This window comes from Streptomyces sp. NBC_01235, from assembly GCF_035989285.1.
Lineage (GTDB): Bacteria > Actinomycetota > Actinomycetes > Streptomycetales > Streptomycetaceae > Streptomyces.
This window is the reverse complement of the sequence record NZ_CP108513.1, coordinates 7,057,484-7,083,092: the sequence shown is the minus strand read 5'-3', so window position 1 is coordinate 7,083,092 and position 25,609 is coordinate 7,057,484. Positions and strand designations below refer to the sequence as shown.

Genomic DNA, 25,609 nt, shown 5'->3' with positions numbered 1-25,609 from the left:
CCGACGATGGTCACGATCGGTGTGAGCGGCGACAATTCCCTGCGGGGAATGGCCTGGCCTTCATGGCTGCCGTTACAACAGGGCCATGGACTTCCCCAGTGCACTGCGCGAACGTCGTACCCGCCGTCATGTCAGCCAGCTCGATCTGGCTCTGCGGGCGGGCACGACCCAGCGGCACCTCAGTTTCATCGAGTCAGGCAGGTCCGTTCCCGGCCGGAACATGGTCGTACGTCTGGCCGAGTCGCTGGAACTGCCGCTGCGCGAGCGCAACGAGCTGCTGGCAGCCGCCGGGTACGCGCCCGTCTACCCGGAGAGTTCGCTCGACGACCCGGTACTGGCGCCCGTGCGTACGGCGATCGACCACATCCTCCGCGGGCATCTGCCGTATCCGGCGATGGTGGTGGACCAGCGTGGTGACCTGATCGCCGCCAACACGGCATTCGACCTGATCACCGAGGGTGCTGCCGCCGAACTGGTGGGACCGGGCACGAATGTCTACCGTCTGGCTCTGCACCCCGACGGTCTGGCTTCCCGTATCCACAACCTCGCGGAATGGGCGCGGCACATCCTGGCACGGCTGGACCATCTGAAGGAGCTGCGCACCGAACTCACCGGGTATGTTCCCGAACTGGAGCCGTCCGCGGGCCTGCTCGGTTTCGCGGTTCCGCTCCGGCTGCGGTCCTCGTACGGTGAGCTGCGTCTGATGACGACGGTGACGACCTTCGCCACCGCCATCGATGTGACACTCGCCGAGCTGAAACTGGAGGCGTTCCTTCCGGCCGATCCGGCGACGGCGGAGGCCCTCTCGGCGGCTGCCGGGACAATGGCCTCTGCCGCCGCAGGTCAGGCCCCTGGGAACATGTAGTCGGCCTTGATCCGGCCGGTGTCGTCGAGCACGAGGATTTCCAGGCCTCCGCCCACCACGTCACCGGTTTCCGCGGACACCGCCTCCCAGCCGAACTTCACCACGCCGTGCAGGCGTACCGCGTCGCGGCGCGACCGGAAGGTGAATCCTTGCTTCTCGACGAACCGTTCGTAGCTGCGCGCCACTCGGGTCTCGATGGCGTCGTATCCCTGAGCCTCCAGAGCCGTGTGGCCGAAGCCGAGTTCTGCGGCGATCTCCCGAATCTCGGCGGGCGGCTGGAGGACGTGGGTGCCGTCCTCGGCCCACAACAGCTCGATGGCCGCGCGGCGTTCGGCCGCGTCCGGCACTGTCCACTGGGCCATGTAACGGTCGGCCACCTGCTGCGGGTCGATCTCGATCATGTATGTCTCCTTGTCGGACAGGTCGCTTCGGACCAGATCCTGCGGCGCGCGGCGGAGACCGACAATTCCCTGCAAGGAATGAACTTCCAGGTCAAAGACGCCCCGGAACGACTCGCCGTCCGTTGAGACGGGTCGCATGGCAGCACAGGCTCGGCGGAGCGGGCGTCAAACCAGGTACCCCGTTCTTGGGACGAACTGGGGGGCGTCTTGCCCCACCGGCGTCGCCACGACCGGCGGCTGAGCCGCACGGTTTCAGCACTGCGGGGCCTACCTCGGCGATCGGGGCCGCGGCACGGCGCTTCCTCGCGTCCGCGCCAAGATGTCGCGAGCGGCCCGATGTCCGCGCCCGGTCACCGGGCCGCCGACCGGTCGCGGACAACGTTCACAGCCTCGCGGGGGAGCCTGGGCTCACCTTGTCACCGGGCTGTGTACAGCGCCCCGGCCGAGACACACTTTCCGTTGCCGGCAGCCCCCTTTGCTTTCGCCGTACGACGAAGACGGGGAGACCGGCGGCGGAGCCTCGGCCGGCCGGCCCCGCCTTCCGCGGGGCCGCCTCGCGGTCAGCCCTCCGCGCGGGCGGGCAGTCGCCATCCGGGGCGCGGGAAGTGGCAGGTGTAGCCGTCCGGGTAACGCTGCAGGTAGTCCTGGTGCTCGGGCTCGGCCTCCCAGAAGGGGCCGACCGGCTCCACCTCGGTGACGACCTTGCCCGGCCACAGTCCGGAGGCGTCCACGTCCGCGATCGTGTCCTCGGCGATCCGCTTCTGCTCGTCGTCCACGTAGTAGATCGCCGAGCGGTAGCTGAGGCCGATGTCGTTGCCCTGGCGGTTCTTGGTGCTCGGATCGTGGATCTGGAAGAAGAACTCCAGGATCGCGCGGTAGTCGGTCTGCTCGGGGTCGAAGAGGATCTCAATGGCCTCCGCGTGCGTGCCGTGGTTACGGTACGTCGCGTTCGGCACGTCACCCCCGGTGTATCCGACCCGGGTCGCCGTCACGCCCGGAAGGCGGCGGATCAGCTCCTCCATCCCCCAGAAGCATCCACCGGCCAGCACGGCCCTCTGCGTCTGCGCAGCCATTACGGCCCCTCCAATATCTGTCAGCTCGGTCGCTCGGGCTGCTCGGCTCGCACACCACCGGCATCCCTGCCCGCTCTCCTCAACGCGCGGGGGTTCCAAGCGATTCCGTGCCCGCCCGGCCGCTGCCCACGAAACGCCCATCGGTCGCGGTATGGGCCGCGGTCGGGTGAGACTGGCGGGGTGACGACTGATCCCGAGCCTTCGAGCAGACAACGGGGCGAGGACACGAAGGTGCTCGTCGCGTACGCCGGCGTCCACGGCTCGACCCGCAGCATCGCCGAACGAATCGCCGCCCGTCTGCGGGAGCAGGGGCTCCGGGCCGACGCGCTGCCTGTCGAGGCTGTGGACGATCTTCGCGTCTACGACGCCTTCGTGGTGGGCAGCGCTGTCCACGACATGGCATGGCTCCCCGAGGCTCTCACCTTCGTACGCCGAGGTGCGGAGCTGTTCGTCCGCCACGGCGTGTGGATCTTCAGCGTGGGCATGCCGGCCGCTCTGCGAGGCCCGTGGAAAGCGTTCGCGGCCAAGGAGGAGGAGCATGTGGCCGGCCACCTGATCGACGAACTGCGTCCGCGCGGCCACCGTCTGTTCTCCGGGGTCATCCGGCCCGAGCACCTGTCGGGGACCGGGCGGGTGAAGCTCCGGGCGATGGGCCTGCGCTACGGCGACTACCGGGACTGGTCCGAAGTCGACGCCTGGGCGCGGGACATCGCCCGCGCGGTCCTCGGAGGCGCGGGGCCGGGCGGACCGGCGTGACACGCGGGGCGACCCTGCCGGCACCGCTCCAACTCGCCGCAGCCGAAATCGCCGCGCAGACGGGCCGGCAATCCGCCTGAACGGCGAAAGCATGGCGTCGGTCAGCCGGCCCCTGAGCCCACCCCGGTCGCGGGCTTTCGCTTCTCGTGCGAGGCTGAATTCATGAGCCGGATACTGCTCTCACCTGTGCGTATCGAGGCGTCAATCGATCCTCGGTTGTCCAGATGGCTATGGCTGGTGAAATGGCTTCTCGCCATTCCGCACTACATTGTGCTGTGCTTCCTGTGGATCGCGTTCGTGTTCGTGACCATTGTCGCGTTCTTCGCCATCCTGCTCACCGGCCGATATCCACGTTCCCTTTTCGAATTCAATGTCGGCGTGATGCGCTGGAACTGGCGCGTCAGCTTCTACGCCCACACCGCGCTCGGCACCGACCGGTACCCGCCGTTCACCCTGGCGGAGGTATCCGATTACCCGGCGCATTTCGACGTCACCTATCCCGAGCACCTTTCCCGAGGTCTGGTTCTGGTGAAGTGGTGGCTGCTGGCGATTCCGCAGTACATCGTCGTCGGTATCTTCGTCGGCGACTGGGGCTGGGGAGACTCGGACAGTTGGCACGCCGGCGGCCTGGTTCCGTTCCTCTCCCTGGTCGCCGTAATCATCCTGGCGTTCACCGGCCGATATCCGGTTCATCTGTTCAACTTCCTGATCGGCCTGGCCCGCTGGGTCGCGCGGGTGGGCGCCTATGCCGCGCTGATGACCGACGAGTATCCGCCGTTCCGTCTCGACATGGGCGGGCAGGCCGCCCCGCCGCTGACCAAGACCTCGGACGGCGCTTCCGGACCGTAGGTCCTGCTGCCGGGAATTCGGTTGCCTCCGGTGGCTCCGTGGGGGCTAGATGGCGGCATGGCTGACATTCAGGGCTCGTACGACGATCTGTTCACCGCGGTGCCCACGGCGCTGGCCGCGCTGCTGGACGGCGGGGACGCGGGCGGCTCGGTGGCCGTCTTCGTGGACGGTGAGCCGGTGGTGGACGTCTGGGGCGGGTTCGCCGACGCGGAGCGCACGGTGCCCTGGCAGCGGGACACGATCGTCAACGTCTTTTCCGTCACCAAGACGATGACGGCCCTGTGCGCGCTGGTACTGGCCGACCGCGGCGAGCTCGATCTCGACGCGCCGGTCGCCCGGTACTGGCCGGAGTTTGCCGCGGCCGGCAAGGAAGGGGTGCTGGTCCGGCACCTGCTGGCGCACACCGCGGGCCTGCCCGACTGGGACGGGCCGGTGGAGGAGATCTACGACTGGCCGACCGCCACGGCACGCCTCGCCGCGCAGGCGCCGCAGTGGGAGCCGGGCAGCGCGGCCGGATACCACTCGCTCACCCAGGGGTTCCTGGTGGGCGAGGTCGTACGCCGGATCACGGGCCGGAGCCCCGGCGAGTTCTTCGCCGCCGAGATCGCCGGACCGCTGGGCGCGGACTTCCGTATGGGGCTGCCGGCCGAGCACGACCACCGGGTGGCGCGGACACTCCCGCCGCCGTCCCGGGACGAGGACTACGCCGCGAGCGCGCCCGGCGGCAACGCGGCCCCGACCGCCGCGACCGCGTTCCGGGTCCGGGACGGCAACAGCGTGGCCTGGCGCCGGGCGCAGATCCCCGCGGCGAGCGGATTCGGCAACGCCCGCTCGGTGGCCCTCGTCCAGTCGGTGATGGCCTGCGGGGGCTCGGTGCACGGCGTGCGACTGCTGTCGCGGGCGGGCCGCGACCGTGCGTGGGAGGAGCAGTTCAGCGGCGAGGACCGCGTCCTGGGCATGCCGGTCAGCTGGGGCCTGGGCTACGCGCGGTTCGGCAACACCTATGGGTGGGGTGGCTGGGGCGGCTCGATCGTCGTGATCGACCCCGAGGCACGGATGACGGTGGCGTACGTGACGAACCAGATGCGCGAACCCGCGGACGACACCCGCGGAGTCGAGATCGCGATGTCCGTCTACGACGGCCTCAAGGGGCTGCGGGGATGATTGCCGGAATCCAGGGAGAAGTGCGCGTGAGCAGCGGTGCGAAGAGCGGTGGCGGTCGGGTGTTTCTGGTCGGCGGTGGGTGGGACGGGACGGTCGCCGACGTGGTCCACGGGCCGTTTCTGCGTGCCGCGGCGGCGAGGTCGGGGGCCGGGGGCGGGTCGGCTCCGCGCATCCTGTGTGTACTCGTCGACGAGGGCGACGGCGCGGAGCAGTTCGCGCGGTACGACGTCGCGTTGCGGAAGGCCGGGGAGTGCACACCTGTGCCGTTGCTGGTACCGGTCGGGGGGCGGTTCGACGTCGGCGCGCTTTCCGCCGACGTGGACGGGGTGCTGGTCTGCGGTGGGCTGACACCCGCGTATCAGGAGGCGTTCGCCGGAGAATCCGGTCCTTTGTCGTCCCTGCTGGTCGAGCGAGGTGTTCCCTACGCCGGGTTCTCCGCGGGGGCCGCGGTCGCGGCACGGGACGCGGTGGTCGGGGGGTGGCTGGTGGACGGGGTCGCCGTGTGTCCGCCGGACGCCGCCGAGGATCTCGAGGAGGTCGAAGTCCGGCCCGGGCTGGGGCTCGTGCCGTTCGGGGTGGACGTGCATGCCGCGCAGTGGGGGACGTTGGGGCGGCTGGTCGCCGTCGTGGCGGGCGGGCGGCTCGCGCACGGGGTGGCCATCGACGAGAACACCCTGGTGGAGATCGGGGGCGGGGATGGCGACGGCCGCGCACGGGTGGCCGGGCTCGGGCTGGCCCACTCCGTGCGGCCGGCTCCGGGGGGCGGGGTCGTCGTACGGTCCTACGGTGCCGGCGAGTCGTTCCCCGTGGCCTGACCGGGGGACCTCACCGCAGCCCGCCTCACCCGTTCCCGCTCCCGTACGGCCGCGTCAGGATCTCCAGGCGGTGGCCGTTCGGGTCGTCGAAGTAGGTGCCCCGGCCGCCGTCGTTGTGGTTGATCTCGCCGGGGCGGCGGTGGAAGGGGTCGGCCCAATAGGTCAGGCCGGCCTCGCGGATGCGCGCGAAGATCGTGTCGAAGTCGTCCTCGGAGACCAGGAACGCGTAGTGCTGCGGGGTGATCTCCCCTTGCCCGTCGAGGTAGTCGAGGGTCACGCCGTTCGGGATCTCGACGGGGAGGAAGGGGCCGTAGGGCTCGCTCACCTCCAGGCCGAGGATGCGGGCGAGGAACCGGGCCGAGGCTCGCTTGTCGTGCGCGGCGACGATGGTGTGGTTCAGCTGGACGGTCATCGTGAAGGCCTCCCTCATCACCCGACCTCCCCTCACCACCGTACGCCGGTGATCGCCGGTGCCACGACCGTCGTCCTGACGCGTGCATCTCCGGCCGGTCGGCGAAGTGTCCGCGCAGAGCGTGGCAGATCTGCTCGGGGCTCCAGCGCAGCATCAGGCGGTCCTGGACGAAGTCCCGCGGCTGCGGGTTCTGGCCGATCTTCCCCAGCTTGGGGCGGGGCCGGCGGGCGTCGGCGCGGGCCTGGGCGGCGTGCGGCCGCTACTGGCCGTTCGTGGGGTGCCGGTTGCGGCGTGTTTCCCGGCTGATGGTCGATGGACTGCGTCCCGGCTCGGCGGCGATGGCCCGGACCGTGGCCTTCTCGCGCAGCCGGTCGGCGGTGTGGATACGGTCTGCCTCACCGAGGTGGCGCGAGGGCGCGGGCGCCGTGGTCGCAGCAGACGGCGGCACCACCGCGTTGATCGGTGGTGCCGCCTTGGATCTGCCGGACGCATTGCGCCCGTTGCGCCATCGCTTCCCGGTCCGCAGGTTGATCCCGACGGCCCGGGCCGCCTCGGCGCAGGTCATTCCTTGATCCACAAGCCGGAGGTATTCCTCCCGCTCACGAACCAGGACCCGGGGTCCCTGAGCCACCGTCCGGTTCTCCCGGATCTCGAAGGCCATTGCATCCCCTGAGTTGGGGTGTTGCAACGGCCACTGGAACCTGAGCGCATGCCGGGGGCCCTGCTCACGATCGGAAGGACGCGAGGACCGTCAGATCGTCGACGCGTCGATGACGAAGCGGTAGCGGACGTCGCTGGTGAGGACCCGCTCGTACGCCTCGTTGATCTCGTCGGCGCTTATCAGCTCGATCTCGGCGCCGAAGCCGTGCTCGGCGCAGAAGTCCAGCATCTCCTGGGTCTCCTGGATGCCGCCGATGCCGGAGCCGGCGAGGGTCTTGCGGCCGCCGATCACCGAGAACAGGTTGAGGTTGACGGGCTCCTCGGGCGCGCCGACGTTCACGAAGGCGCCGTCCGTCTTCAGCAGGGACAGGTAGGCGTCCAGGTTCAGCGGGGCCGAGACCGTCGAGAGGATGAGGTCGAAGGTGCCGCGCAGTTCCTCGAACGTCTTCTCGTCGCTGGTGGCGTAGTAGTGGTCGGCGCCCAGCTTCAGGCCGTCGTCCTTCTTTCGCAGCGACTGGGACAGGACGGTCACCTCGGCGCCGAGCGCGTGCGCGATCTTGACGCCCATGTGGCCCAGGCCGCCCATGCCGAGGATCGCGACCTTCCTGCCGGGACCGGCGTTCCAGTGCTTGAGCGGGGAGTACGTGGTGATGCCGGCGCAGAGCAGCGGCGCGGCGACGTCGAGCGAGAGGCCGTCGGGGATGCGGACGACGTAGTTCTCGTCCACGACGATCTTCTGCGAGTAGCCGCCGTAGGTGGGCTCGCCGTCCTTGCCGACGGCGTTGTACGTGCCGACGCTGCCGCCGGTGCAGTACTGCTCCAGACCGGCCTTGCAGTTGTCGCACTCACGGCAGGAGTCGACGAGGCAGCCGACGCCGACGCGGTCGCCGACGGCGTGCCTGGTGACGCCGGGGCCGACCTCGGAGACGACGCCCGCGATCTCGTGGCCCGGGACCATCGGGAAGATGGCCTCGCCCCAGCCCTCGCGGGCCTGGTGGATGTCGGAGTGGCAGATGCCGGCGAACTCGATGTCGATCAGGACGTCGAACTCGCCGACCGGACGGCGCTCGATCGTCGTGCGCTCCAGCGGAGCCTTGGCGGCGGGTGCGGCGTACGCGGCAACAGTGGTCATGCCGGGGGTCTCCTAGCGGGGGTTGCGTAGTCCCGGCCTGCCTTCGGGCCGGGGCTTGCGCCCCAGCCTGCCCCACCGCGCGGGAATCACCCAGGTCACGCCTCTGCGTACGTCTGCTGTGCCTACCACTGGCGGGGTCAGGCTGCTGTACGTACGACCGGGAATACTGGACGGCATGGACGAACGCCCCGAACCTCCCGGCGCCTCCCTGGACCGGCGTGCCGAACTCAGCGAGTTCCTGCGCACCCGGCGGGCCCGGCTGAAGCCCGAGGACGTGGGACTGCCGGACTTCGGGCGGCACCGCAGGGTGCCCGGGCTGCGGCGCGAGGAGCTGGCACAGTTGGCCGGGGTGTCGGTGGCGTACTACACGCGCCTGGAGCAGGGCAACGGGCGGAACGTGTCGGCGGAGGTGCTGGACTCGATCGCGCGGGCGCTGCGGCTGACGGACGCCGAGCACGCGCACCTCACCCACCTGGCGAAGCCGAAGCACAAGAAGAAGCAGACGGCCCGGCCCCAGCAGGCGCGTCTGTCTCTGCGGCAGCTGCTGACCACGATGGACTCGGTGCCGGCGTACATCGTCGGGCGGCGCGCGGAGATCCTGGCGTGGAACCGGATGGCGGCGGCGGTCTTCGGCGACTGGGCGGAGCTGCCGGTGGCGGAGCGCAACTGGGCCCGGCTGGTGTTCCTGCGCCCCGACTACCGCGACCTGTTCGTGGACTGGGAGCAGAAGGCGATCGACATCGTCTGCGCCCTGCGGATGGACGCGGGCTGCTATCCGGACGACCCGCGGCTCTCGGCGCTGGTGGGCGAGCTGTCGGTGAAGAGCGAGGACTTCCGGCGGCTGTGGGCCACGCACGACGTCAAGGAGAAGAGCCACGGCGTGAAGCGGCTGAGGCATCCGCTGGTCGGCGAACTCTCCCTGAACTTCGAGGGGTTCAGGCTCCTGGACGACGGCGAGCAGACGATGGTGACGTACCACGCGGATCCGGAGTCGGCCTCGGCGGAGGCGCTGCGCCTGCTGGCGAGCTGGGGCGCTGACGCGACGCGAGCGGGGACGGAGTCTCAGGCACCGTCCGCTTGAGAGTGCACCGGTGCTGGTGCGGGCCTCCCTGGGGGCTGCCGCCCCCGGACACCCCCGCTTGTTCGCGACGGTCATGGGCCTGGAGCAGATCCCGCCGGACGGCGCCGACGGCCGCTTCGCACCGGTACGCGTCGACGACCGACCGACGCTGGACTTCATGGCGACGGCGTCACCTCAGGGCCACCACCTCGGCACCCGCTTCATCACACGCTTCGTACGCGTCATGCACGAACCCCCCGGAACATACCGAAGTATGCCGGGGGGTGATCTTGCGCCTCAATACGCCGAAAGTACGCCGAACTTAAGGACTACCACGTCAGGGGTACCCCTTCTGGATCACCACGTCAGGACGACGCCGCGTTCTCCTTCACCGTGATCTTCCCCTTGCGGATCGTCGCCACGCGCGGGGCCTTCTTCGCGATCGAGGAGTCGTGGGTGACCATGATGAAGGTCAGCCCGTGCTCCTTCCACATGGTGTGCAGCACGTCCATGATCTCGTCGCGCATGCTCTCGTCGAGGTTGCCGGTCGGCTCGTCGGCGAGCAACACCTTGGGCTGCTTCACCAGCGCGCGGGCGATCGCGACGCGCTGCTGCTGGCCGCCGGACATCTCGGACGGCAGATGCCCGAGCCGCTCGCCGAGACCCACGGACTCCAGCGCCTCCGCGGCCCGTTCACGGCGCTCCTTGCCCTTCACGCCGAGCGGGACGAGGGCCGTCTCGACGTTCTCCTGCGCGTTGAGCGTCGGGATGAGGTTGAAGGACTGAAAGACGAAGCCGATGTTCTCGCTGCGCACCTTCGTCAGCCTGGCCTCGGAGAGCTTGGCCAGGTCGACGCCGTCGAGGACGATCTCGCCCTCACTGGGCCGGTCGAGCGCGCCGATCATCTGCAGCAGCGTGGACTTGCCGCCGCCGGTGGGGCCCTGGATGACGAGCCGGTCGCCGTCCGGGATGGTCAGGTCGACGCCGTCCAGGGCGTGGACCGTCTCCTTGCCCCGGGTGTAGCGCTTGGTGACGCCTCTGAGTTCGTACATGGGGACAACAACTCCTGGAGCTCGTAGGTGGGTTGGCTACTCGACGCGGCGCAGCGCGTCCGCCGGACGCAGCCGGGACGCCCGCCAGCCGCCGAACGCCCCCGCGATCAGACCGCCGGCCACGGCGAGACCCACCGCGATGGCCACCGTCGTGACACTCACCGGCGCGGTCAGCGCGACGTCGAGGGTCTTGGCCGCCGCCTGGCGACCGGGACCGCCGAAGCCGCCGCCACCACCGGGACCGCCCTGGCCGCCGCCACCGCCGCCGCCCAACTGGGCCTGCAGCGTGGGGCTGATCGCGGTCACGGCGTAAGCGCCCGCCAGGCCCAGCGCGATGCCCAGGGCACCGCCCAGCAGACCGTTGACCATGGCCTCGCCGACGACCTGCCGGGTGACCCGGCCGGACTTCCAGCCCAGCGCCTTCAGCGTGCCGAACTCACGGACGCGGCGGGAGACCGCCGAGGAGGTGAGCAGACCGGCGACCAGGAAGGCGGCGATCAGGACCGCGATGGACAGCCACTTGCCGACGTTGGTGGCGAGGGAGGAGGCGGTGGAGAGGGAGCCGGAGACGGTGTCCGCGAGGTCGGCGGAGGTCGTCACCGTCGTACCCGAGACGTTCTTCTGGATCGTCGACTTGACGCTGTCGATCTTCTGGGAGTCGGTCGCCTTGACGTAGATCGTGGTGACCTTGTTCTTCGAGTCGCTGAGGGTCTGGGCCTGGGTCAGCGGGATGTAGACGTTGGCGGCGGCGTCGCCGCTGTCGGCCGTGGCGATGCCGATCACCGAGAACTTGACGCTGCTGATGGTGAGGGTGGAGCCGACCTTGAGCGATTTCTCCTTGGCGTACGCCGAGTCGAGGACGGCGACCTTGCCGTTGTTCTCCGTGCTCTTGAAGGTGCGTCCGCTGGTGATCGTCGAGGAGGTCAGCGGGCCCAGCGCGGGCTCGGTGACGTCGGTGCCGTAGACGGAGTAGCTGTTGACGTCGAAGTTGGCGCCGCCGCCCTGCACTTCACCCTGCGGCTGGCCGCTCCCCTGACCACCGCCGGGGCCGCCCTGGCCGCCGCCGTCGGCATTGCCGCCGGTGCTGTCGTTCTGCTGGAACTGACCGCGGGTGAACTGGCCGTTGACCTTGAGGACCTGCAGGCTCAGCCCGCCGACCGCGTCGGAGACGCCGCTCTGCTTGCCGACCTTGGTGACGGTCGCGGTCGACAGGGTCTGGAAGCCCTGCACCATGACGCGGTCGGTGCTCTGCTCCGCGTCGGAGTCGTTGTCCTGCGCGTCGAACTGGAAGCGCGGACGGTCCGAGGCGTTCGCGGTGGGCGTCGCGGCCTTGGTGACCGTCATGTCCGTGCCCAGGCCGTACAGGGACTGCAGGACCTTGTCCTGGGCCTTCCCCATGCCGGACGACACGGAGGTGACCACGATGACCAGCGCGATGCCCAGCGCGAGGCCGGAGGCGACGACGAGAGCCGCTCTTCTGCGGCGGCGCAGTTCGCGCCTCAGATAGGTGAAGAACATGGCCGCAAGGTAGGTACGGCGCGTGATGAAGGCATAAGGCCGAAATAAGAGAAGCATGAGAAGGCTGTGGTTGCCCCCGGAAACACCGATGCCGCCCCTGGGGGCGGCATCGGGAACCTGTGAGTCAGCAGTGCGGACGGGCCGTCAGGCGGCCGAACCCGCCTTCCACTGTGCCCAGTCCATGTTCCAGCCGTTGAGGCCGTTGTCCGGCGCGACCGTCTTGTCGCCGGTGTTGGAGACGACCACGACGTCACCGACGATGGAGTTGGTGTAGAACCAGTAGCCCGCCGTGCCCGTGTCGTTGGCGCCCTTGGTGTCGGACAGACCCACGCAGCCGTGGCTGGTGTTCACCGAGCCGAAGACGGACTTCGCGCCCCAGTAGTTGCCGTGCACGAAGGTGCCGGAGTTGGTGAGGCGGATGGCGTGCGGCACGTCCTTGATGTCGTACTCGCCCTTGCCGTCGTCGTCGGTGAAGCCCACGGTCGCGCCGTTCATGCGCGTCTCCTTGAACTTCTCCGACATCACCATCTTGCCCTCGTACGTAGTGTTGTCGGGCGAGCCGGCGGAGATCGGGATGGTCTTGATGACCGCGCCGTTGTGCGTGACCTTCATCTGCTTGGTCTTCGCGTCGACGTAGGAGACCTGGTTGCGGCCGATCTTGAAGGTGACCGTCTTCTGCTGGACACCGAAGACACCGTTGGCGCCCTCCACACCGTCGAGCGCGAGCTTCAGCGTGACGGTGGAGTTCTCCTTCCAGTAGTCCTCGGGCCGGCAGTCCATGCGCTGGGTGGAGAACCAGTGGCAGACGACCTCCTGGCCACTGGTGGAGGTGACCGTGACGCCCTTCTGCACGGCCGCCTTGTTGGTGATCGCCTTGTTGAAGTTGATCGACACCGGCATGCCCACGCCGACGGTCGAGCCGTCCTCGGGGGTGAAGTTGCCTATGAAGCTGTTGTCCGGTGAGACCGTGGTGAAGGAGGCGTTCTCGTGGGCCGCGAGACCCGCGGAGTCCTTCGCGGAGGCCGCCACCTTGTAGGTGGTGGAGCGCTCCAGCTGGCTGTTCGGCTTCCAGCTGGTCTTGTCCGCGGAGAGCGTGCCCTGGACGGCGGTCCCCTCGGCGGTGGTCATCGTCACCTCGGTGAGCGTGCCCTTGCTCACCGTGACGGCCGCCGAGTTGTTGATGGAGGCGTTGTCCGAGCCGTCCGCAGGCGTGATCTTGATCTGGGCCTCGGAGGACTTCTTGGCCGCCGCCTCGTCGGCCTTGGCCTGCGAGGAGCTGCCTCCGCCGTCGGAGGCGCCGCTGTCGCCGCCGGAACACGCAGAGAGCACCAGAACACCGCCGAGCAGTGCGGACGCGGCCATGAAACCCCGACGCCGCCTACTGTCCGTCATCACACGCTTCTCCATCGTTGCCGATTACAGAACCCCGAGAGTCCCCGTCAGAAACCATCAACGCTACGACCGCTTCGTCCCGTTCCACTTTTCCCGAAGGTGTGGGGCACGCCACGTTCGTGGCGCTGATGGTGCGGGTGTCGGTTCGTGCGTCTGCTGAGACGAAGAAACCCCGGCCGGCGGTTGCCGTCCGGGGTCACGGTTTCCCCAAGACGCTCAGCCGATGCCGACTTCCTCGCCGTCCGACTCGTCGTCGGACTCCTCATCATCGTCGACATCGTCGTCGTCGAGGTCCCACTCCGGCGAATCCGGGTCGTAGTCGATCCGCTCACTGGACCAGGAGGCCTGCTGGAGCTCCACGCCGGGCACCTGACTGACCAGGTCGAACGGGTCGACGAGGTGGGCGAGGGCCTCCGCGGTGTCTTCCGTCACAGCGCCCTCGGCGTGCGCGCGCTCGTCGTCCGGCATCTCCGCGTCCCCGGCCAGCCGCCGCAGAGCCGCCTTGGTGACGGCGTCCTCGTCGTGAACCTCGAGGACGAGTTCCACCCGAAGCCGTACAAAACGTGATGTCTCTTCAGTGTTCATGGCCGGAGCGTACGGCTCACAGCTCCCGCAACTTTCCCACGACCCGCGCCTTTCATTAGCATCGGGCCACACGGCCAATTCGCCAGCGTCACAAGGGGATCGATATTCCGTGTCATCCGCTCGCCGTCCGTTGCTGACCGCCACCGCCGCGGGGACCCTGTTGGGTGCCCTGTGGTTCGTCCCGTCCGCCAACGCGTCCCAGGACACCCCGGCCAGAACGGAAACGACGACACAGATCACGACCCAGGCACGGGCCGCGTCGTCGACGACGACGTCCGGGACGTCCTCCGACTCGGCAGCCCGGACGACAGCCGAGACGGCCGCCGAGACCACGTCCGACGACGGCACCCGGCTCGCCGACACCGGAAGCTTCGACACGACCCCGTACGTCGTCGGCGGAACCATGTTCCTCGCCCTGGGCGCCGGCTTCGTGGCCTATTCCGTTCGCCGGGAACGGCTGGGTTTTTGAATTGACTTGACTGCTCTTTGACCGGATCTTCATAGTTCGCTCATGAAGAGATCATCGGGGGCGCGGCTGTGCGCCACTGCCGCCATAGGTGCACTGTCGCTCTCCCTCCTCACCGCCTGCTCGGACGAGGGGTCGAAGGACTCCGCGGACTCCAAGACGTCCTCGTCCGCATCCGCGTCCGCGTCCTCCCCTTCGTCGGCCTCGGGCGCCAAGGCGCTCACCAGCGCCGAGCTGGTGAAGCTGCTGCTCGCGCAGGGCGAGATCAAGGGTTACAAGGTCGAGGCGGAGGACGATTCCGCCAAGTCCTCCAAGTCCTCCGTGAAGATCGACAAGGCGGCGTGCAACCCGCTCGCCTGGGCCACGAACGGACTGCCCCCGGGGGACACGGACGCGAACGCCACCAACAGCCTCACCGAGGAAAAGGCGACGACCGCCACCGCGAAGCCCGAGGACCTCGAGAATGCCTTCGATGTCAGCGTGACCTTCGTCGGCCTCTCCTCCTACGAGGCCGGCGGCGCCGAAAAGGCCATGAAGGCCCTCTCCGACGGGGTGACGGCCTGTGCCGGCGGGTACGGCTTCACGGCCGACGGTGAGACCTCGAAGGTCATCAAGGTCGCCGCGGAGAAGGGTTCCGGGCAGGGCGACGAGTCGGTGGCGTTCATTCAGGACGTCGTGGTGGAGGGCCAGACGGTCACCGCCCACACCGAGGTGGTTCGCAAGGGCGGCATCCTCGCCACGCTCTTCACGATGGACATCGCCACGCTCGCGAAGGGCGGCGAGATGAGCGACATCCCGGCCGCCGTGATCGACGCGCAGGTCGCCAAGCTCAAGTAAGCCGCCAGACCGCCGTAGGGGCCCTGCCGTCGCGTTCACCACGTGCGTCCGGCAGGGCCCCAACCGTCTTACCGCAGCGGCCCGGTGACCGTCTCCACCGCCGCGACGAGCCGTCCGTCGCGCACGAACGCGTCCGCCGCCGCGAGGTCGGGTGCGAGGAACCGGTCCGGGCCGGGGCCCTGGACGCCCGCCTTGCGTACGGCGTCGATGACCGCCCGGGTCGCCGGCGCCGGGGTCAGCCCCTCGCGCAGCTCCACACCGCGCGTGGCGGCGTACAGCTCGACGGCGATGACGCGCGTGAGGTTGTCGATGGCGGTGCGCAGCTTGCGGGCGGCGGACCAGCCCATCGACACGTGGTCCTCCTGCATGGCGGAGGACGGGATCGAGTCGGCGGACGCCGGGACGGCCAGCCGCTTCAGCTCGCTGACCAGCGCGGCCTGCGTGTACTGGGCGATCATCAGCCCCGAGTCGACGCCGGCGTCGTCCGCGAGGAACGGCGGCAGGCCGTGGCTGCGGTTCTTGTCCAGCAGCCGGTCGGTGCGCCGCTCGGCGATGGAGGCGAGGTCGGCGACGGCGATGGCGAGGAAGTCCAGGACGTAGGCGACCGGGGCACCGTGGAAGTTGCCGTTGGACTCGACGCGGCCGTCGGGGAGGACCACCGGGTTGTCGACGGCCGAGGCCAGCTCGCGCTCGGCGACGAGCCGGGCGTGGGCCATGGTGTCCCGGCCGGCGCCGGCGACCTGCGGGGCGCAGCGCACCGAATAGGCGTCCTGGACGCGGGGCGCGTCGTCCTGGTGGTGCCCGGTGAGCTCCGAACCCGCGAGGACCGCCAGCATGTTGGCGGCGCTGGCGCCCTGACCCGGGTGCGGGCGGATGGCGTGCAGCTCGGGGGCGAGGACCTTGTCGGTGCCGAGGAGTGCCTCCAGCGACAGGGCGGCCGTGACGTCGGCGGACTTGTAGAGCATGTCGAGGTCGGCGAGGGCCATGACCAGCATGCCGAGCATGCCGTCGGTGCCGTTGAGGAGCGCCAGGCCCTCCTTCTCGCGCAGTTCGACGGGGGCGATGCCGTGCTCGGCGAGGAGCGCGGCGGCGGGCCGTACGTCGCCGTCCGGGCCCTCGGCGTCGCCCTCGCCCATGAGCGTGAGGGCGCAGTGCGAGAGCGGGGCAAGGTCGCCGGAGCAGCCCAGGGAGCCGTACTCGTGGACGACCGGGGTGATGCCGGCGTTCAGGATGTCGGCCATGGTCTGCGCGACCTCGGGCCGGACGCCGGTGTGCCCGGAGCAGACGGTCTTCAGCCGCAGGAACATCAGCGCCCGGACGACCTCCCGCTCCACGCGCGGGCCCATGCCGGCGGCGTGCGAGCGGACGATGTTGCGCTGGAGCTGGGCACGCAGCTCCGGGCTGATGTGCCGGGTGGCGAGCGCGCCGAAACCGGTGGAGACGCCGTAGACGGGCTCGGGCTTGGCCGCCAGCGCGTCCACGATCTCGCGGGCCGCGGAGAGGGCCGCCACCGCTTCCGCGGAGAGCTCGATGCGGGCGCCGTCGCGCGCCACGGCGAGCACGTCGGACGCGGTCGCCCCGGACGTCCCCACCACCACAGTGTGCATATCCATATTCAGGAGCGTACGCAGTGAAGACGAGGATGTCACCAGTGGGGGCGGGGTTCGCCCCTTACCGAATAGATCACAGACTCACCCCCGGAAGGCACGGCCCTAGGGGCGGCCACGGAAGCGACGGCGCTCGGCGGTCTGCTCGTGGGAGGGCTCGTCGGCGAGGCGGACGACGGGGTCGTCGGGTCCCTGCCGGCCCGCGACCACCGGACGGGCGGCTCGTACGGCCTTGGCGCGGTACTGCGCGGCGTCGGCGAGCCGGAAGAGCCGGCGGGCGGAGCGCACCTCGCCGATGGGGTCCTCGGTGGAGGCGACCCCGCAGGCCACGCCCTCGCCGAGCTCCAGTTCACCGGCCCGGCGGCAGAGATCGTCGGCGACCTTGACGACGTCGTCGGCGGGCGGCCCGACGGCCAGCAGGCAGAACTCGTCTCCGCCGAGCCGGGCGGCCAGCGCGCCGGGCAGCATGGCCCCGCACAGCGACAGCACCGACCCGAACCGCTCCAGCAGCCGGTCGCCGGCGGCGTGCCCGCGGGTGTCGTTGACCCGCTTCAGCCCGTTGAGGTCACACACGACGAGGCTGACGACGACCCCCTGTGTCCGGTGCCGCTCGACCGCCTCCTCCAGCCGGACGTCGACGGAGCGGCGGTTGGCCAGCCCGGTGAGGGCGTCGGTGAAAGCGAGCCGGCGCGCCTCCTCCAGCCGCTCGGTCTGGGCGAGCCCGGCGGCGACGACGGCGGCGAGGACGGTCGCGAAGTCGGCGTCGGCACGCTCGAAGTCGGGGGTGCCTGCGGAGCGGGCGACATACAGCTCGCCCCAGGCCCGGCCGTGCAGCACGATCGGCGCGACCACGCAGGAGCCGCGGCCCCGCCGGCGCAGGGCGGCGACGCGCTGGTGGCAGTAGCCGGGGCGCCCGGCGGCGGGCCCCTGCGCCGTCTCGACCCAGGCGTTGGGCTCGCCGCCGGCCGCCCAGCGCTCGTGCAGGAACTCGGTGATCTCGGGGAACTGGTGCACCGGGTAGGCCTCGTCGTCCGGGAACTCGTCCTCGTCGGCGGCCCGGTCCCCCACGTTCGCCAGGACGCGCAGCCGCCCGAGGTCCCGCTCCCAGACCGAGAGCGCGGCGAAGCCGCCGGCCAGCGCCCGGCAGGCCCCGAGGGCGGCCGCGCGCCAGGACTCGCGGGGGGTGTGCGCGGCCGCCATCCCCTGCGCGAGCGCCACCACGGCCACCAGGCGTCTGTCCTCACCCATCTCCCCAGGCTAGGGATATTTGGGTGAAAAAGAGACACAGGGGAGCACTTGGAGTGACGTGACCGCCCCGCTGCGGCCCCCATGGCGGCCCGACGACGTCCCATGCGGTCCCGAAAAGCGGTCACTCACCCGGCCACTGCGGCTTCCGCTTCTCGTTGAAGGCCGCCACCCCCTCCGCGCGGTCCCCCGAGAACGCCACCGACCGCCACGCCGCGTCCTCCACCTCCAGCCCGGCCCGCAGATCCAGCCCCTGCCCCAGCCGCAGCGCACGCTTCGCCGCCCGCAGACCCACCGGCGAGTTGCCGCCGATCCGCGCGGCCAGCGCCAGCGCCTCCTCCCGGTCCCGCCCCTCCTCCACCAGGACGTCCACCAGACCCAGCTCCCGCGCCTCGGCCGCCTCCACCCGGCGCGCCGTGAAGATCAGCTCGGCCGCCCGGGCCGCCCCCACCCGGCGCGGCAGCAACTGCGTCCCGCCGCCCCCGGGGATCACGCCCACCGACACCTCGGGCAGCCCCACCACGGCCGTGCCGTCGGCCACGATCACGTCGCAGGCCAGGGCCAGCTCGAAGCCGCCGCCCAGCGCGAAGCCGTGCACCGCGGCGACCGTGGGGACCGGCAGCTCCAGTACGCCGGTGTACGCCCCGCGGGTGAACGGCCGCTGCCGGACCAGCTCGGCGTCGCTGAAGGAGTTGCGCTCCTTCAGGTCGGCGCCGACGCAGAACGCCCGCTCGTGCGTCGAGGTCAGCACGACCACCCGGACCTCCCGGTCCTCGCCCAGCGCCGCGCACGCCCCGGCGATCGACCGGGCCATGTCGGTGGAGACGGCGTTCATGGCCTTCGGCCGGTCGAGGGCCAGCTCCGCGACGTGCCCGTCGTCCCCGTGCCGCCGCACCAGCACGAACTCCCCGAACCGTTCCTCGCCCATGACACCGCTCACGACACCCTCCGGTTAACGCGGGTTAACATTTTCGACTCGCCCGATCATCCCAGCCGGGGTCCGCGGGCGAAAGAGCGGACCCGCCCCCGCATGGGGCCCGCCCACCCCTTCGAGTGACATCTCGCCCAACTCCCCCCGCACCGCCCACAGGAACGCATACCGTGCGTCCGCCCCGGTGCATCGGGGGCGCGACCGCATCGGGGAGGGAACGCGCGATGACGAGCACGCGGACCGGGCTGGACGAGAGGGCACGTCGGGACGCGACGGCAGCCTGGGGCGGGGCGGAACCGGAGCAGGCCGGCCCTCTCTGGGCTCCGCGCGCCCGCGGCCGGCATCGCCGGCCCCGCCCCCGCAAGGTGTTGTTCACCGCGGGCGGCCTCGCGCTGGCCGCCGGTGTGCTGAGCCTCCTCCGGCTGACCCCCGGCTCGGGCGGCGTCGCCGGTCCGGGCGCCGCGGAGGCCGAATCCCAGCCCGACCCGGTCTCGGCCACAGACACGGGCACAGAAACAGGCACGGGCGCGGGTACTGGCACCGGCGCGGACACCGGCCGCACGGCCGACGCGGGCGCCACCGTCGCCGCCACGCCGACCGCGCCCAGCGCCATGGGCGGAGCGAGTACGAGCCCGGCTCCCGAGGTCGGTCTCGTCCCCGGCACCCCGGGCTCGCCCACGTCCGTGGCCCTCACCCCGGGCGCCACCTACACCCCGGCCGCGCCCCAAGCCCCGGCGCCCGCGTCAGCGAGGAGCACCGCCCCGCAGCCCACGGCGACACCGACGCCGCCGCGCGCTGCGAGGACGGCGGCATCCGCGCCCGAGCCGGAGAAGACGGCCGGTCCGCGTCAGCCGGGCGTCTGCGTCCCCGTCGTCGGCCTCTGCGTGGACCCCCTGGGCGCACCCGTACCGAAGTTCTAGCGCTCCTTCACCGGCTTCAGGTCTGCGCGCTGTTGCGCCGTGTGAGCAGCCAGGGCTCCACCACGCCGAGACCGCGCACCGGCCGCTGCCACATGGGCTGTAGCGCGAAACGGTACGTCGGCGGGTCCTCGCCCTCCTTCTCGGCGGCGGCCGCCTCCTCCGCGGCCTCCGCCTCCGAGGCCGGGGCATCGCCGGTACGGATCAGCTCCTCGGCGAACGCGCTGTCGACGAGGACGGCGTCCCGTGGCGCTATCGACGTCAGTCGCGAGGCCAGGTTGACCGTGGTCCCGAAGACATCGCCCATTCGGGTGGTGACCGTGCCGAAAGCCATGCCGACGCGCAGCTCGGGCATCGTCTCGTCGTTGCTCATCGTCTCGACGAGCAGCAGCGCGATGTCGGCGGCGATGCCCGCGTCGTCCGCCGCGTACAGCACCTCGTCGCCCAGGGTCTTGATCAGCCGTCCGCCACGGGCGGCCACCAGGTCGGCGGCGGTGGTCTCGAAGGCCTCCACCAGCTCGCCGAGCTCCTCCTCCTCCATCCGGCGGGTGAGGCGGGTGAAGCCGACGAGATCGGCGAAGGCGACGGCGAGCCGCCGGTCGACCATCTCCTCGTCGTCCGCGGCCTGCACGACCCGGCCGGCCGAGGCGGCGAGCTGGCGGCGCCAGACGTAGACGAGGAACTCCTCCAGCTCCGGCAGCAGCAGCTCGACGATGGGATAGGTGACCTCGGTGCGGGTCATGCCCGGCTCGGGCGGCTCGGTCAGGCCCTCCAGGAAGGAGTCGATCTGCCATTCCGCCAGACGGGCGGTGGTCTGCCCGGTGGACCGCGCCACCTGCACGGCCATCGCCTCGCTCAGCAGACCCGCCTCGACGAGACCCGCCAGGCGGCGCAGTGCGAGGACGTCGGCCTCGGTGAGCGCCCTGGCCTGCCCGATGTCGGCGAAGCCCATGGCCCGCCAGAAGCGCGACGCCAGCTCCATGGACACACCCGCGCTGCGGGCGGCCTGAAAGGGGGTGTAGCGCCGCTCGGCGCCGAGGATGAGCTGTTCGAGGCGCAGAGCGAGAGGATGCGGGTCCTCACCGGGGTCGCCCGGCTCGCCGGGTTCGGCGGCCGGCAGGTTTACCCGGCCGTCCGCGCCGGCGCCGGAGCCCGTGTCGTCGACGGTCACGCCTGCTGCCCTTCCGATCTTCCGCGGTCAGGTATCGACCGGCCTCAACTCTACGGCAGGTGTGCGCCAGCTCACTCCGTTCGGTTCGGCAGGGGGTATGTTGCCCGGCATTGCCGTGAGGCGGTAGTTGCCGGGGAACAGGGACCTCACGCCGGTCGCAAGTGGACGATGTCGCCCGCCCCCACCGGCTCCTGTACCCCTTCCTCCGTGGCGATCACGAGCCGGCCGTCGCCGTCGACCGCGACCGCCTCGCCGACGATCGACCGGTCCCCCGGCAACTCGGCCCGTACCGTTCGTCCCAGGGTCGCGCACCCGGCCGCGTACGTCTCCTGGAGGCCGCTCGCCGCGGGGTCGCCGCCGGCCGCCAGCCAGCGCCCGTACCACTCCTCCAGCGACCGCAGGACGCCCCGCAGCAGCGGGTCCCGGTCGGTGTTCAGCGCGCCGGCGAGGGCCAGCGAGCCCGCCTGGGGGACGGGGAGTTCGTCCGCGCGCAGGGTGACGTTGATGCCGACGCCGACGACCACCGAGTCCTCGCCCGCCCGCTCCGCGAGGATGCCGCCGGTCTTGCGTTCCTCTCCCCCGATGGTCACCAGGAGGTCGTTGGGCCACTTGAGTGCCGTGTCGACGCCCGCCACCCGGGACAGTCCCGTCGCGACGGCGACCCCGGTGAGCAGCGGCAGCCAGCCCCAGCGGGACACCGGCACCTCGGTCGGCGTGAGCAGCACGGAGAAGAACAGGCCGGACCGCGGGGGCGCCGACCACCGGCGGTCCAGGCGTCCCCGGCCCGCCGTCTGCTCCTCGGCGACGAGCACCGCGCCCTGGCCCGCCTGGCCCGCGCTCGCCGCCGTCACCAGGTCGGAGTTGGTGGACCCGGTGCTCTGCACCACCTCCACCCCCGTCCACAGCCCGTCCGGCCGGAGCAGCGCGCGGCGCAGCGCCAGGACGTTGAGGGGCGGACGGTCCAGATCGGACCATCGGCTGCTGCCCGGGTCTGCTGCATCTTGCGGTGTCATGCAAGCCACCCTAGGTGTGTTAAACGCCGCACTGCCGATCGGTAGGCCCACCACTACGCTACGGATGAGTAACCGTCCCCCCTTTTGAGCAGGCAGGGAGCCACATCCCGATGTCCGAGCCGGAAGAGCGCCCAGAGATCCCAGGGATCGACATCCACACGACCGCGGGCAAGCTCGCGGATCTCCAGCGCCGCATCCAGGAAGCGACGCACGCCGGTTCGGAACGCGCCGTCGAGAAACAGCACGCCAAGGGCAAGTTGACGGCCCGTGAGCGGATCGAGCTGCTCCTCGACGAGGGTTCCTTCGTCGAGTTGGACGAGTTCGCCCGGCACCGCTCCACCAACTTCGGCCTGGAGAACAACCGCCCGTACGGAGACGGCGTCGTCACCGGCTACGGCACCGTCGACGGCCGTCCGGTCGCGGTCTTCTCCCAGGACTTCACGGTCTTCGGCGGCGCGCTGGGCGAGGTCTACGGCCAGAAGATCGTCAAGATCATGGACTTCGCGCTGAAGACCGGCTGTCCGGTCATCGGCATCAACGACTCCGGCGGCGCCCGCATCCAGGAGGGCGTGGCCTCGCTGGGCGCGTACGGCGAGATCTTCCGCCGCAACACGCACGCGTCCGGTGTGATCCCGCAGATCAGCCTGGTCGTGGGCCCCTGCGCGGGCGGCGCGGTGTACTCCCCCGCGATCACCGACTTCACCGTCATGGTCGACCAGACCTCGCACATGTTCATCACCGGCCCGGACGTCATCAAGACGGTGACCGGCGAGGACGTCGGCTTCGAGGAGCTGGGCGGCGCGCGCACCCACAACTCCGTCTCGGGCGTGGCCCACCACATGGCGGGCGACGAGAAGGACGCCGTCGAGTACGTCAAACAGCTGCTGTCGTACCTGCCGTCCAACAACCTCTCCGAGCCTCCGGTGTTCCCGGAGGAGGCGGACCTGTCCGTCACCGACGAGGACCTGGAGCTGGACGGCATCGTCCCGGACAGCGCGAACCAGCCGTACGACATGCACACGGTGATCGAGCACGTCCTGGACGACGCCGAGTTCTTCGAGACGCAGGCGCTGTTCGCGCCGAACATCCTCACCGGCTACGGCCGGGTCGAGGGCCACCCGGTCGGCATCGTCGCCAACCAGCCCATGCAGTTCGCGGGCTGCCTCGACATCACGGCCTCCGAGAAGGCGGCCCGCTTCGTGCGCACCTGCGACGCCTTCAACATCCCCGTCCTCACCTTCGTGGACGTGCCCGGCTTCCTCCCCGGCGTCGACCAGGAGCACGACGGCATCATCCGCCGCGGCGCCAAGCTGATCTACGCCTACGCGGAGGCCACGGTCCCCCTCATCACGGTGATCACCCGCAAGGCCTTCGGCGGCGCCTACGACGTCATGGGCTCCAAGCACCTGGGCGCCGACATCAACCTCGCCTGGCCGACCGCCCAGATCGCCGTCATGGGCGCCCAGGGCGCGGTCAACATCCTGCACCGGCGCACGATCGCGGAGGCGGAGGCGAACGGGGCGGACGCCGAAAGCTCAGAGGCGGTGCGCGCCCGGCTGATCCAGGAGTACGAGGACGCCCTCCTCAACCCCTATGTCGCGGCCGAGCGCGGTTACATCGACTCGGTGATCATGCCGTCCGACACCCGCCGCCACATCGTGCGCGGCCTGCGTCAACTGCGCACCAAGCGGGAATCCCTGCCCCCGAAGAAGCACGGCAACATCCCCCTCTAGGAGCCGCCATGACGATCAAGGTCGTACGGGGCAACCCGACCCCCGAGGAGCTCGCCGCCGCCCTGGCGGTGGTCCGAGCCCGCGCCGCGGCGGCAGCAGCGGAGCCGCCCGGCGCACCGGGACCCAGGGACGCGTGGTCCGACCCGTCGCGCATCGCGACACGGCGCGTCCCGCACCCCGGCCAGGCTTCCTGGACCCGCACCTACTGGCCGGGCTAGGGGCGGCCACGTCAGGGGCGCGGGGCTGTCGGCATGCGGCTCCGCCGCGTGGGCACGACAGACCCCCGCGGGCCCGCAGCCGACGAACGACCGACTGCGGGCCGCCAACTTGAGTACGGGTACTCAGGCGCCCGCCCCCGGCCGAGCCGCACGCTGGTGGCATGCTGTGGTCCGACCCCGAGAACGAGCCCCCCGAGGAACTCCGCGACATGCAGGACACCCTGCGGAGACTCGGCCTCTTCCTCGCCCTGGCCATGGTGATAGCGATGATCGTGCTGGGTGTCAGGTAGAGCCCGCCGCTAGGCTGATCACATGCGCCGACTCGTCCTCGCCTCCCAGTCCCCCGCCCGGCTGAACCTGCTGCGCCAGGCCGGCCTCGCCCCCGAGGTCATCGTGAGCGGGGTCGACGAGGACGCCGTCACCGCCCCCACCCCCGCCGAGCTGGCGCTCGCCCTCGCCGAGGCGAAGGCCTCCGTCGTGGCCGCGAAGCCCGAGGTCAAGGGCGCCCTGGTGATCGGCTGCGACTCGGTGCTGGACCTGGACGGCCAGGCACTGGGCAAGCCCGCGGACGCCGAGGAGGCCACCGCGCGCTGGAAGGCGATGCGCGGACGGGCCGGGACGCTCCAGACCGGCCACTGCGTCTACGACACCCTCAGCGGGCGCTACACCTCCGCCATCGCCTCCACCGTTGTGCGCTTCGGCGAGCCGACGGACGAGGAGATCGCGGCGTACGTCGCCTCGGGCGAACCCCTCTACGTCGCCGGGGCGTTCACCCTCGACGGCCGTTCGGCCCCGTTCATCGAGGGCATCGACGGCGACCACGGCAACGTCATCGGCATCAGCCTGCCCCTCGTGCGCCGACTGCTGGCGCAACTGGGCGTCGGCATCACGGAGTTGTGGGCGCCGCCGGAGGCGTGACCGCCGGGGGCGTGGCAGGCGAGCCGCCACCGTCGCCCTTGCCGTCCTCGGGTTCCTGGGCGACGGGCCACTCCTGGGCGTCGTACGTCATCAGGAGCAGCACGATCAGGGCGAGCACGACCACCATGAACAGGAACTGCGGCACGCCCAGCAGGCCCCACGCGAAGGCGCCCAGCAGGCCGTGCACGACGGCGACGCTGATCAGCAGGACGCGGCCGAGGCCGGCGGGCGCGCGGTCGCGCACGGCCACCAGCAGGGCGACCACGCCGCACACGGCGAAGTAGAGGCCGAAGACGATCCCGCCGACCTTCGAGGACGTCGACATGACGTCCGGGTCCAGGCCGGCCAGGGACATGTCCTGCCGGTCCACCACGATGCCCATGAACCAGTTCAGCGCGGCGACGCCGAGCGCCTCCGCGAAGAGCACGACCGCCACGATCCATGCCACCGGTCTGCGTACCACCGGTCCCCACCCACTTTCGACCCCGACCCGAGAAAGGGTGCTGTTACCTCAAGTACGCCCGCCCGTCGCCCGACCACCGCCCCTCAGGGGCCGCGGGCCACAGACCTTCTTCAGCATCGTGCACGCTACTAACGGGTAAACCGCGGGACAAGGGTTCTGCGGGCGGCAAAGAATCGTTGGGCCATTCGTAGGGACTCCACAAAGAAACGGAGTGGGGCGCAGCACGCTCTCACAGAGACCTTGACCACATCGGAGGGCTAGGGTTTCCCGGAGGAGTGCTGCGTACGGCGGTACTACAAGGGATTTCGCGGTCGAGTGAGCCTCGCATCACGCTCCGTGTGGGCAAGCTCACCGTT

The 25,609-nt window shown here is 70.6% G+C and carries 27 protein-coding genes and 1 pseudogene; 13 read left to right on the top strand and 15 right to left on the bottom strand.

Annotated features, from left to right (window positions below; genetic code table 11):
* The first annotated feature begins 85 nt into the window (after nt 1-85).
* On the top strand, nt 86-865 hold the full coding sequence (locus OG289_RS31880; protein ID WP_327317499.1) for a helix-turn-helix domain-containing protein: 780 nt from the start codon (nt 86-88) through the stop codon (nt 863-865).
* Here OG289_RS31880 and OG289_RS31875 read toward each other — a convergent pair.
* Nucleotides 844-1,266, bottom strand: coding sequence for a hypothetical protein (locus tag OG289_RS31875; RefSeq protein WP_327317498.1), 423 nt, complete (start codon nt 1,264-1,266; stop codon nt 844-846). The two genes, OG289_RS31880 and OG289_RS31875, sit on opposite strands and share 22 nt — an antisense overlap.
* Before the next feature lie 560 nt (nt 1,267-1,826).
* Entirely contained in the window at nt 1,827-2,339 is a 513-nt protein-coding gene (gene msrA, locus OG289_RS31870; RefSeq protein WP_327317497.1) for a peptide-methionine (S)-S-oxide reductase MsrA, read from the bottom strand.
* A 180-nt stretch (nt 2,340-2,519) separates the two neighbouring features.
* Here msrA and OG289_RS31865 point away from each other — a divergent pair, with 180 nt between their 5' ends.
* The 4 genes from OG289_RS31865 to OG289_RS31850 all read left to right on the top strand — a co-directional run bounded on the left by OG289_RS31865 (nt 2,520) and on the right by OG289_RS31850 (nt 5,923).
* Entirely contained in the window at nt 2,520-3,095 is a 576-nt protein-coding gene (locus tag OG289_RS31865) for a flavodoxin domain-containing protein (RefSeq protein ID WP_327317496.1), read from the top strand.
* 162 nt (nt 3,096-3,257) lie between these two features.
* Entirely contained in the window at nt 3,258-3,944 is a 687-nt protein-coding gene (locus OG289_RS31860) for a DUF4389 domain-containing protein (protein WP_327317495.1), read from the top strand.
* Between the two features lie 57 nt (nt 3,945-4,001).
* Nucleotides 4,002-5,108 (top strand): serine hydrolase domain-containing protein, encoded by a 1,107-nt coding sequence (locus OG289_RS31855; RefSeq protein ID WP_327317494.1) that lies wholly within the window; start codon nt 4,002-4,004, stop codon nt 5,106-5,108.
* Nucleotides 5,109-5,134: 26 nt separating this feature from the next.
* Entirely contained in the window at nt 5,135-5,923 is a 789-nt protein-coding gene (locus OG289_RS31850; protein ID WP_327317493.1) for a hypothetical protein, read from the top strand.
* A gap of 25 nt (nt 5,924-5,948) precedes the next feature.
* Here the strand turns inward: OG289_RS31850 and OG289_RS31845 are convergent, their stop codons facing one another.
* From OG289_RS31845 to OG289_RS31835, 3 genes and pseudogenes are all read right to left on the bottom strand, one after another.
* Nucleotides 5,949-6,335: a VOC family protein gene (locus OG289_RS31845; protein ID WP_327317491.1), complete on the bottom strand. Its 387-nt coding sequence runs from the start codon at nt 6,333-6,335 to the stop codon at nt 5,949-5,951.
* An 82-nt stretch (nt 6,336-6,417) separates the two neighbouring features.
* A pseudogene (locus tag OG289_RS31840) lies at nt 6,418-6,996 on the bottom strand (helix-turn-helix domain-containing protein); the annotation flags it as partial.
* A gap of 90 nt (nt 6,997-7,086) precedes the next feature.
* Nucleotides 7,087-8,127 (bottom strand): NAD(P)-dependent alcohol dehydrogenase, encoded by a 1,041-nt coding sequence (locus tag OG289_RS31835; protein WP_327317490.1) that lies wholly within the window; start codon nt 8,125-8,127, stop codon nt 7,087-7,089.
* A 175-nt stretch (nt 8,128-8,302) separates the two neighbouring features.
* On the opposite strand from OG289_RS31835, the gene OG289_RS31830 reads away from it, so the two are divergent.
* Nucleotides 8,303-9,208: a helix-turn-helix domain-containing protein gene (locus OG289_RS31830; protein WP_327317489.1), complete on the top strand. Its 906-nt coding sequence runs from the start codon at nt 8,303-8,305 to the stop codon at nt 9,206-9,208.
* 344 nt (nt 9,209-9,552) lie between these two features.
* On the opposite strand, the gene OG289_RS31825 is transcribed toward OG289_RS31830, so the two are convergent.
* The 4 genes from OG289_RS31825 to OG289_RS31810 form a co-directional block, all read right to left on the bottom strand.
* Nucleotides 9,553-10,239, bottom strand: a complete 687-nt coding sequence (locus OG289_RS31825; RefSeq protein WP_327317488.1) for an ABC transporter ATP-binding protein — start codon at nt 10,237-10,239, stop codon at nt 9,553-9,555.
* A gap of 36 nt (nt 10,240-10,275) precedes the next feature.
* The gene (locus tag OG289_RS31820) at nt 10,276-11,757 is read right to left on the bottom strand and encodes an ABC transporter permease (RefSeq protein WP_327317487.1); all 1,482 of its coding nucleotides are present in this window, start codon (nt 11,755-11,757) and stop codon (nt 10,276-10,278) included.
* A 144-nt stretch (nt 11,758-11,901) separates the two neighbouring features.
* Complete coding sequence (locus OG289_RS31815; RefSeq protein WP_327317486.1) at nt 11,902-13,164, bottom strand: L,D-transpeptidase; 1,263 nt, start codon at nt 13,162-13,164, stop codon at nt 11,902-11,904.
* A gap of 201 nt (nt 13,165-13,365) precedes the next feature.
* Nucleotides 13,366-13,734 (bottom strand): hypothetical protein, encoded by a 369-nt coding sequence (locus tag OG289_RS31810; protein ID WP_327317485.1) that lies wholly within the window; start codon nt 13,732-13,734, stop codon nt 13,366-13,368.
* 109 nt (nt 13,735-13,843) lie between these two features.
* On the opposite strand from OG289_RS31810, the gene OG289_RS31805 reads away from it, so the two are divergent.
* Together OG289_RS31805 and OG289_RS31800 are read left to right on the top strand one after the other, a co-directional pair.
* Nucleotides 13,844-14,203 (top strand): cell wall protein, encoded by a 360-nt coding sequence (locus tag OG289_RS31805; protein ID WP_327317484.1) that lies wholly within the window; start codon nt 13,844-13,846, stop codon nt 14,201-14,203.
* A 42-nt stretch (nt 14,204-14,245) separates the two neighbouring features.
* Nucleotides 14,246-15,037, top strand: a complete 792-nt coding sequence (locus tag OG289_RS31800; RefSeq protein ID WP_327317483.1) for a hypothetical protein — start codon at nt 14,246-14,248, stop codon at nt 15,035-15,037.
* A 68-nt stretch (nt 15,038-15,105) separates the two neighbouring features.
* Here OG289_RS31800 and hutH read toward each other — a convergent pair whose 3' ends face one another.
* From hutH to OG289_RS31785, 3 genes are all read right to left on the bottom strand, one after another.
* The gene (hutH, locus tag OG289_RS31795; protein WP_327320864.1) at nt 15,106-16,644 is read right to left on the bottom strand and encodes a histidine ammonia-lyase; all 1,539 of its coding nucleotides are present in this window, start codon (nt 16,642-16,644) and stop codon (nt 15,106-15,108) included.
* A gap of 105 nt (nt 16,645-16,749) precedes the next feature.
* On the bottom strand, nt 16,750-17,892 hold the full coding sequence (locus OG289_RS31790; RefSeq protein ID WP_327317482.1) for a GGDEF domain-containing protein: 1,143 nt from the start codon (nt 17,890-17,892) through the stop codon (nt 16,750-16,752).
* Between the two features lie 121 nt (nt 17,893-18,013).
* A complete protein-coding gene (locus OG289_RS31785; protein WP_327320863.1) occupies nt 18,014-18,817 on the bottom strand; it encodes an enoyl-CoA hydratase/isomerase family protein in 804 nt (267 codons plus the stop codon).
* 227 nt (nt 18,818-19,044) lie between these two features.
* On the opposite strand from OG289_RS31785, the gene OG289_RS31780 reads away from it, so the two are divergent.
* A complete protein-coding gene (locus OG289_RS31780; protein WP_327317481.1) occupies nt 19,045-19,740 on the top strand; it encodes a hypothetical protein in 696 nt (231 codons plus the stop codon).
* A 16-nt stretch (nt 19,741-19,756) separates the two neighbouring features.
* Here OG289_RS31780 and OG289_RS31775 read toward each other — a convergent pair whose 3' ends face one another.
* Entirely contained in the window at nt 19,757-20,908 is a 1,152-nt protein-coding gene (locus tag OG289_RS31775; RefSeq protein WP_327317480.1) for an adenylate/guanylate cyclase domain-containing protein, read from the bottom strand.
* Between the two features lie 146 nt (nt 20,909-21,054).
* The gene (locus OG289_RS31770; RefSeq protein ID WP_327317479.1) at nt 21,055-21,921 is read right to left on the bottom strand and encodes a biotin--[acetyl-CoA-carboxylase] ligase; all 867 of its coding nucleotides are present in this window, start codon (nt 21,919-21,921) and stop codon (nt 21,055-21,057) included.
* Between the two features lie 110 nt (nt 21,922-22,031).
* Here OG289_RS31770 and OG289_RS31765 point away from each other — a divergent pair, with 110 nt between their 5' ends.
* The 4 genes from OG289_RS31765 (at nt 22,032) to OG289_RS31750 (ending at nt 24,790) form a co-directional block, all read left to right on the top strand.
* A complete protein-coding gene (locus tag OG289_RS31765; protein ID WP_327317478.1) occupies nt 22,032-23,654 on the top strand; it encodes an acyl-CoA carboxylase subunit beta in 1,623 nt (540 codons plus the stop codon).
* An 8-nt stretch (nt 23,655-23,662) separates the two neighbouring features.
* Nucleotides 23,663-23,872, top strand: coding sequence for an acyl-CoA carboxylase epsilon subunit (locus OG289_RS31760; RefSeq protein ID WP_327317477.1), 210 nt, complete (start codon nt 23,663-23,665; stop codon nt 23,870-23,872).
* A 161-nt stretch (nt 23,873-24,033) separates the two neighbouring features.
* Nucleotides 24,034-24,162: a morphogenic membrane protein MmpB gene (mmpB, locus tag OG289_RS31755; protein WP_327317476.1), complete on the top strand. Its 129-nt coding sequence runs from the start codon at nt 24,034-24,036 to the stop codon at nt 24,160-24,162.
* A 22-nt stretch (nt 24,163-24,184) separates the two neighbouring features.
* The gene (locus OG289_RS31750; RefSeq protein ID WP_327317475.1) at nt 24,185-24,790 is read left to right on the top strand and encodes a Maf family protein; all 606 of its coding nucleotides are present in this window, start codon (nt 24,185-24,187) and stop codon (nt 24,788-24,790) included.
* Here OG289_RS31750 and OG289_RS31745 read toward each other — a convergent pair.
* Nucleotides 24,759-25,253: a hypothetical protein gene (locus tag OG289_RS31745; protein WP_327317474.1), complete on the bottom strand. Its 495-nt coding sequence runs from the start codon at nt 25,251-25,253 to the stop codon at nt 24,759-24,761. The two genes, OG289_RS31750 and OG289_RS31745, sit on opposite strands and share 32 nt — an antisense overlap.
* Nucleotides 25,254-25,609: the final 356 nt, after the last annotated feature.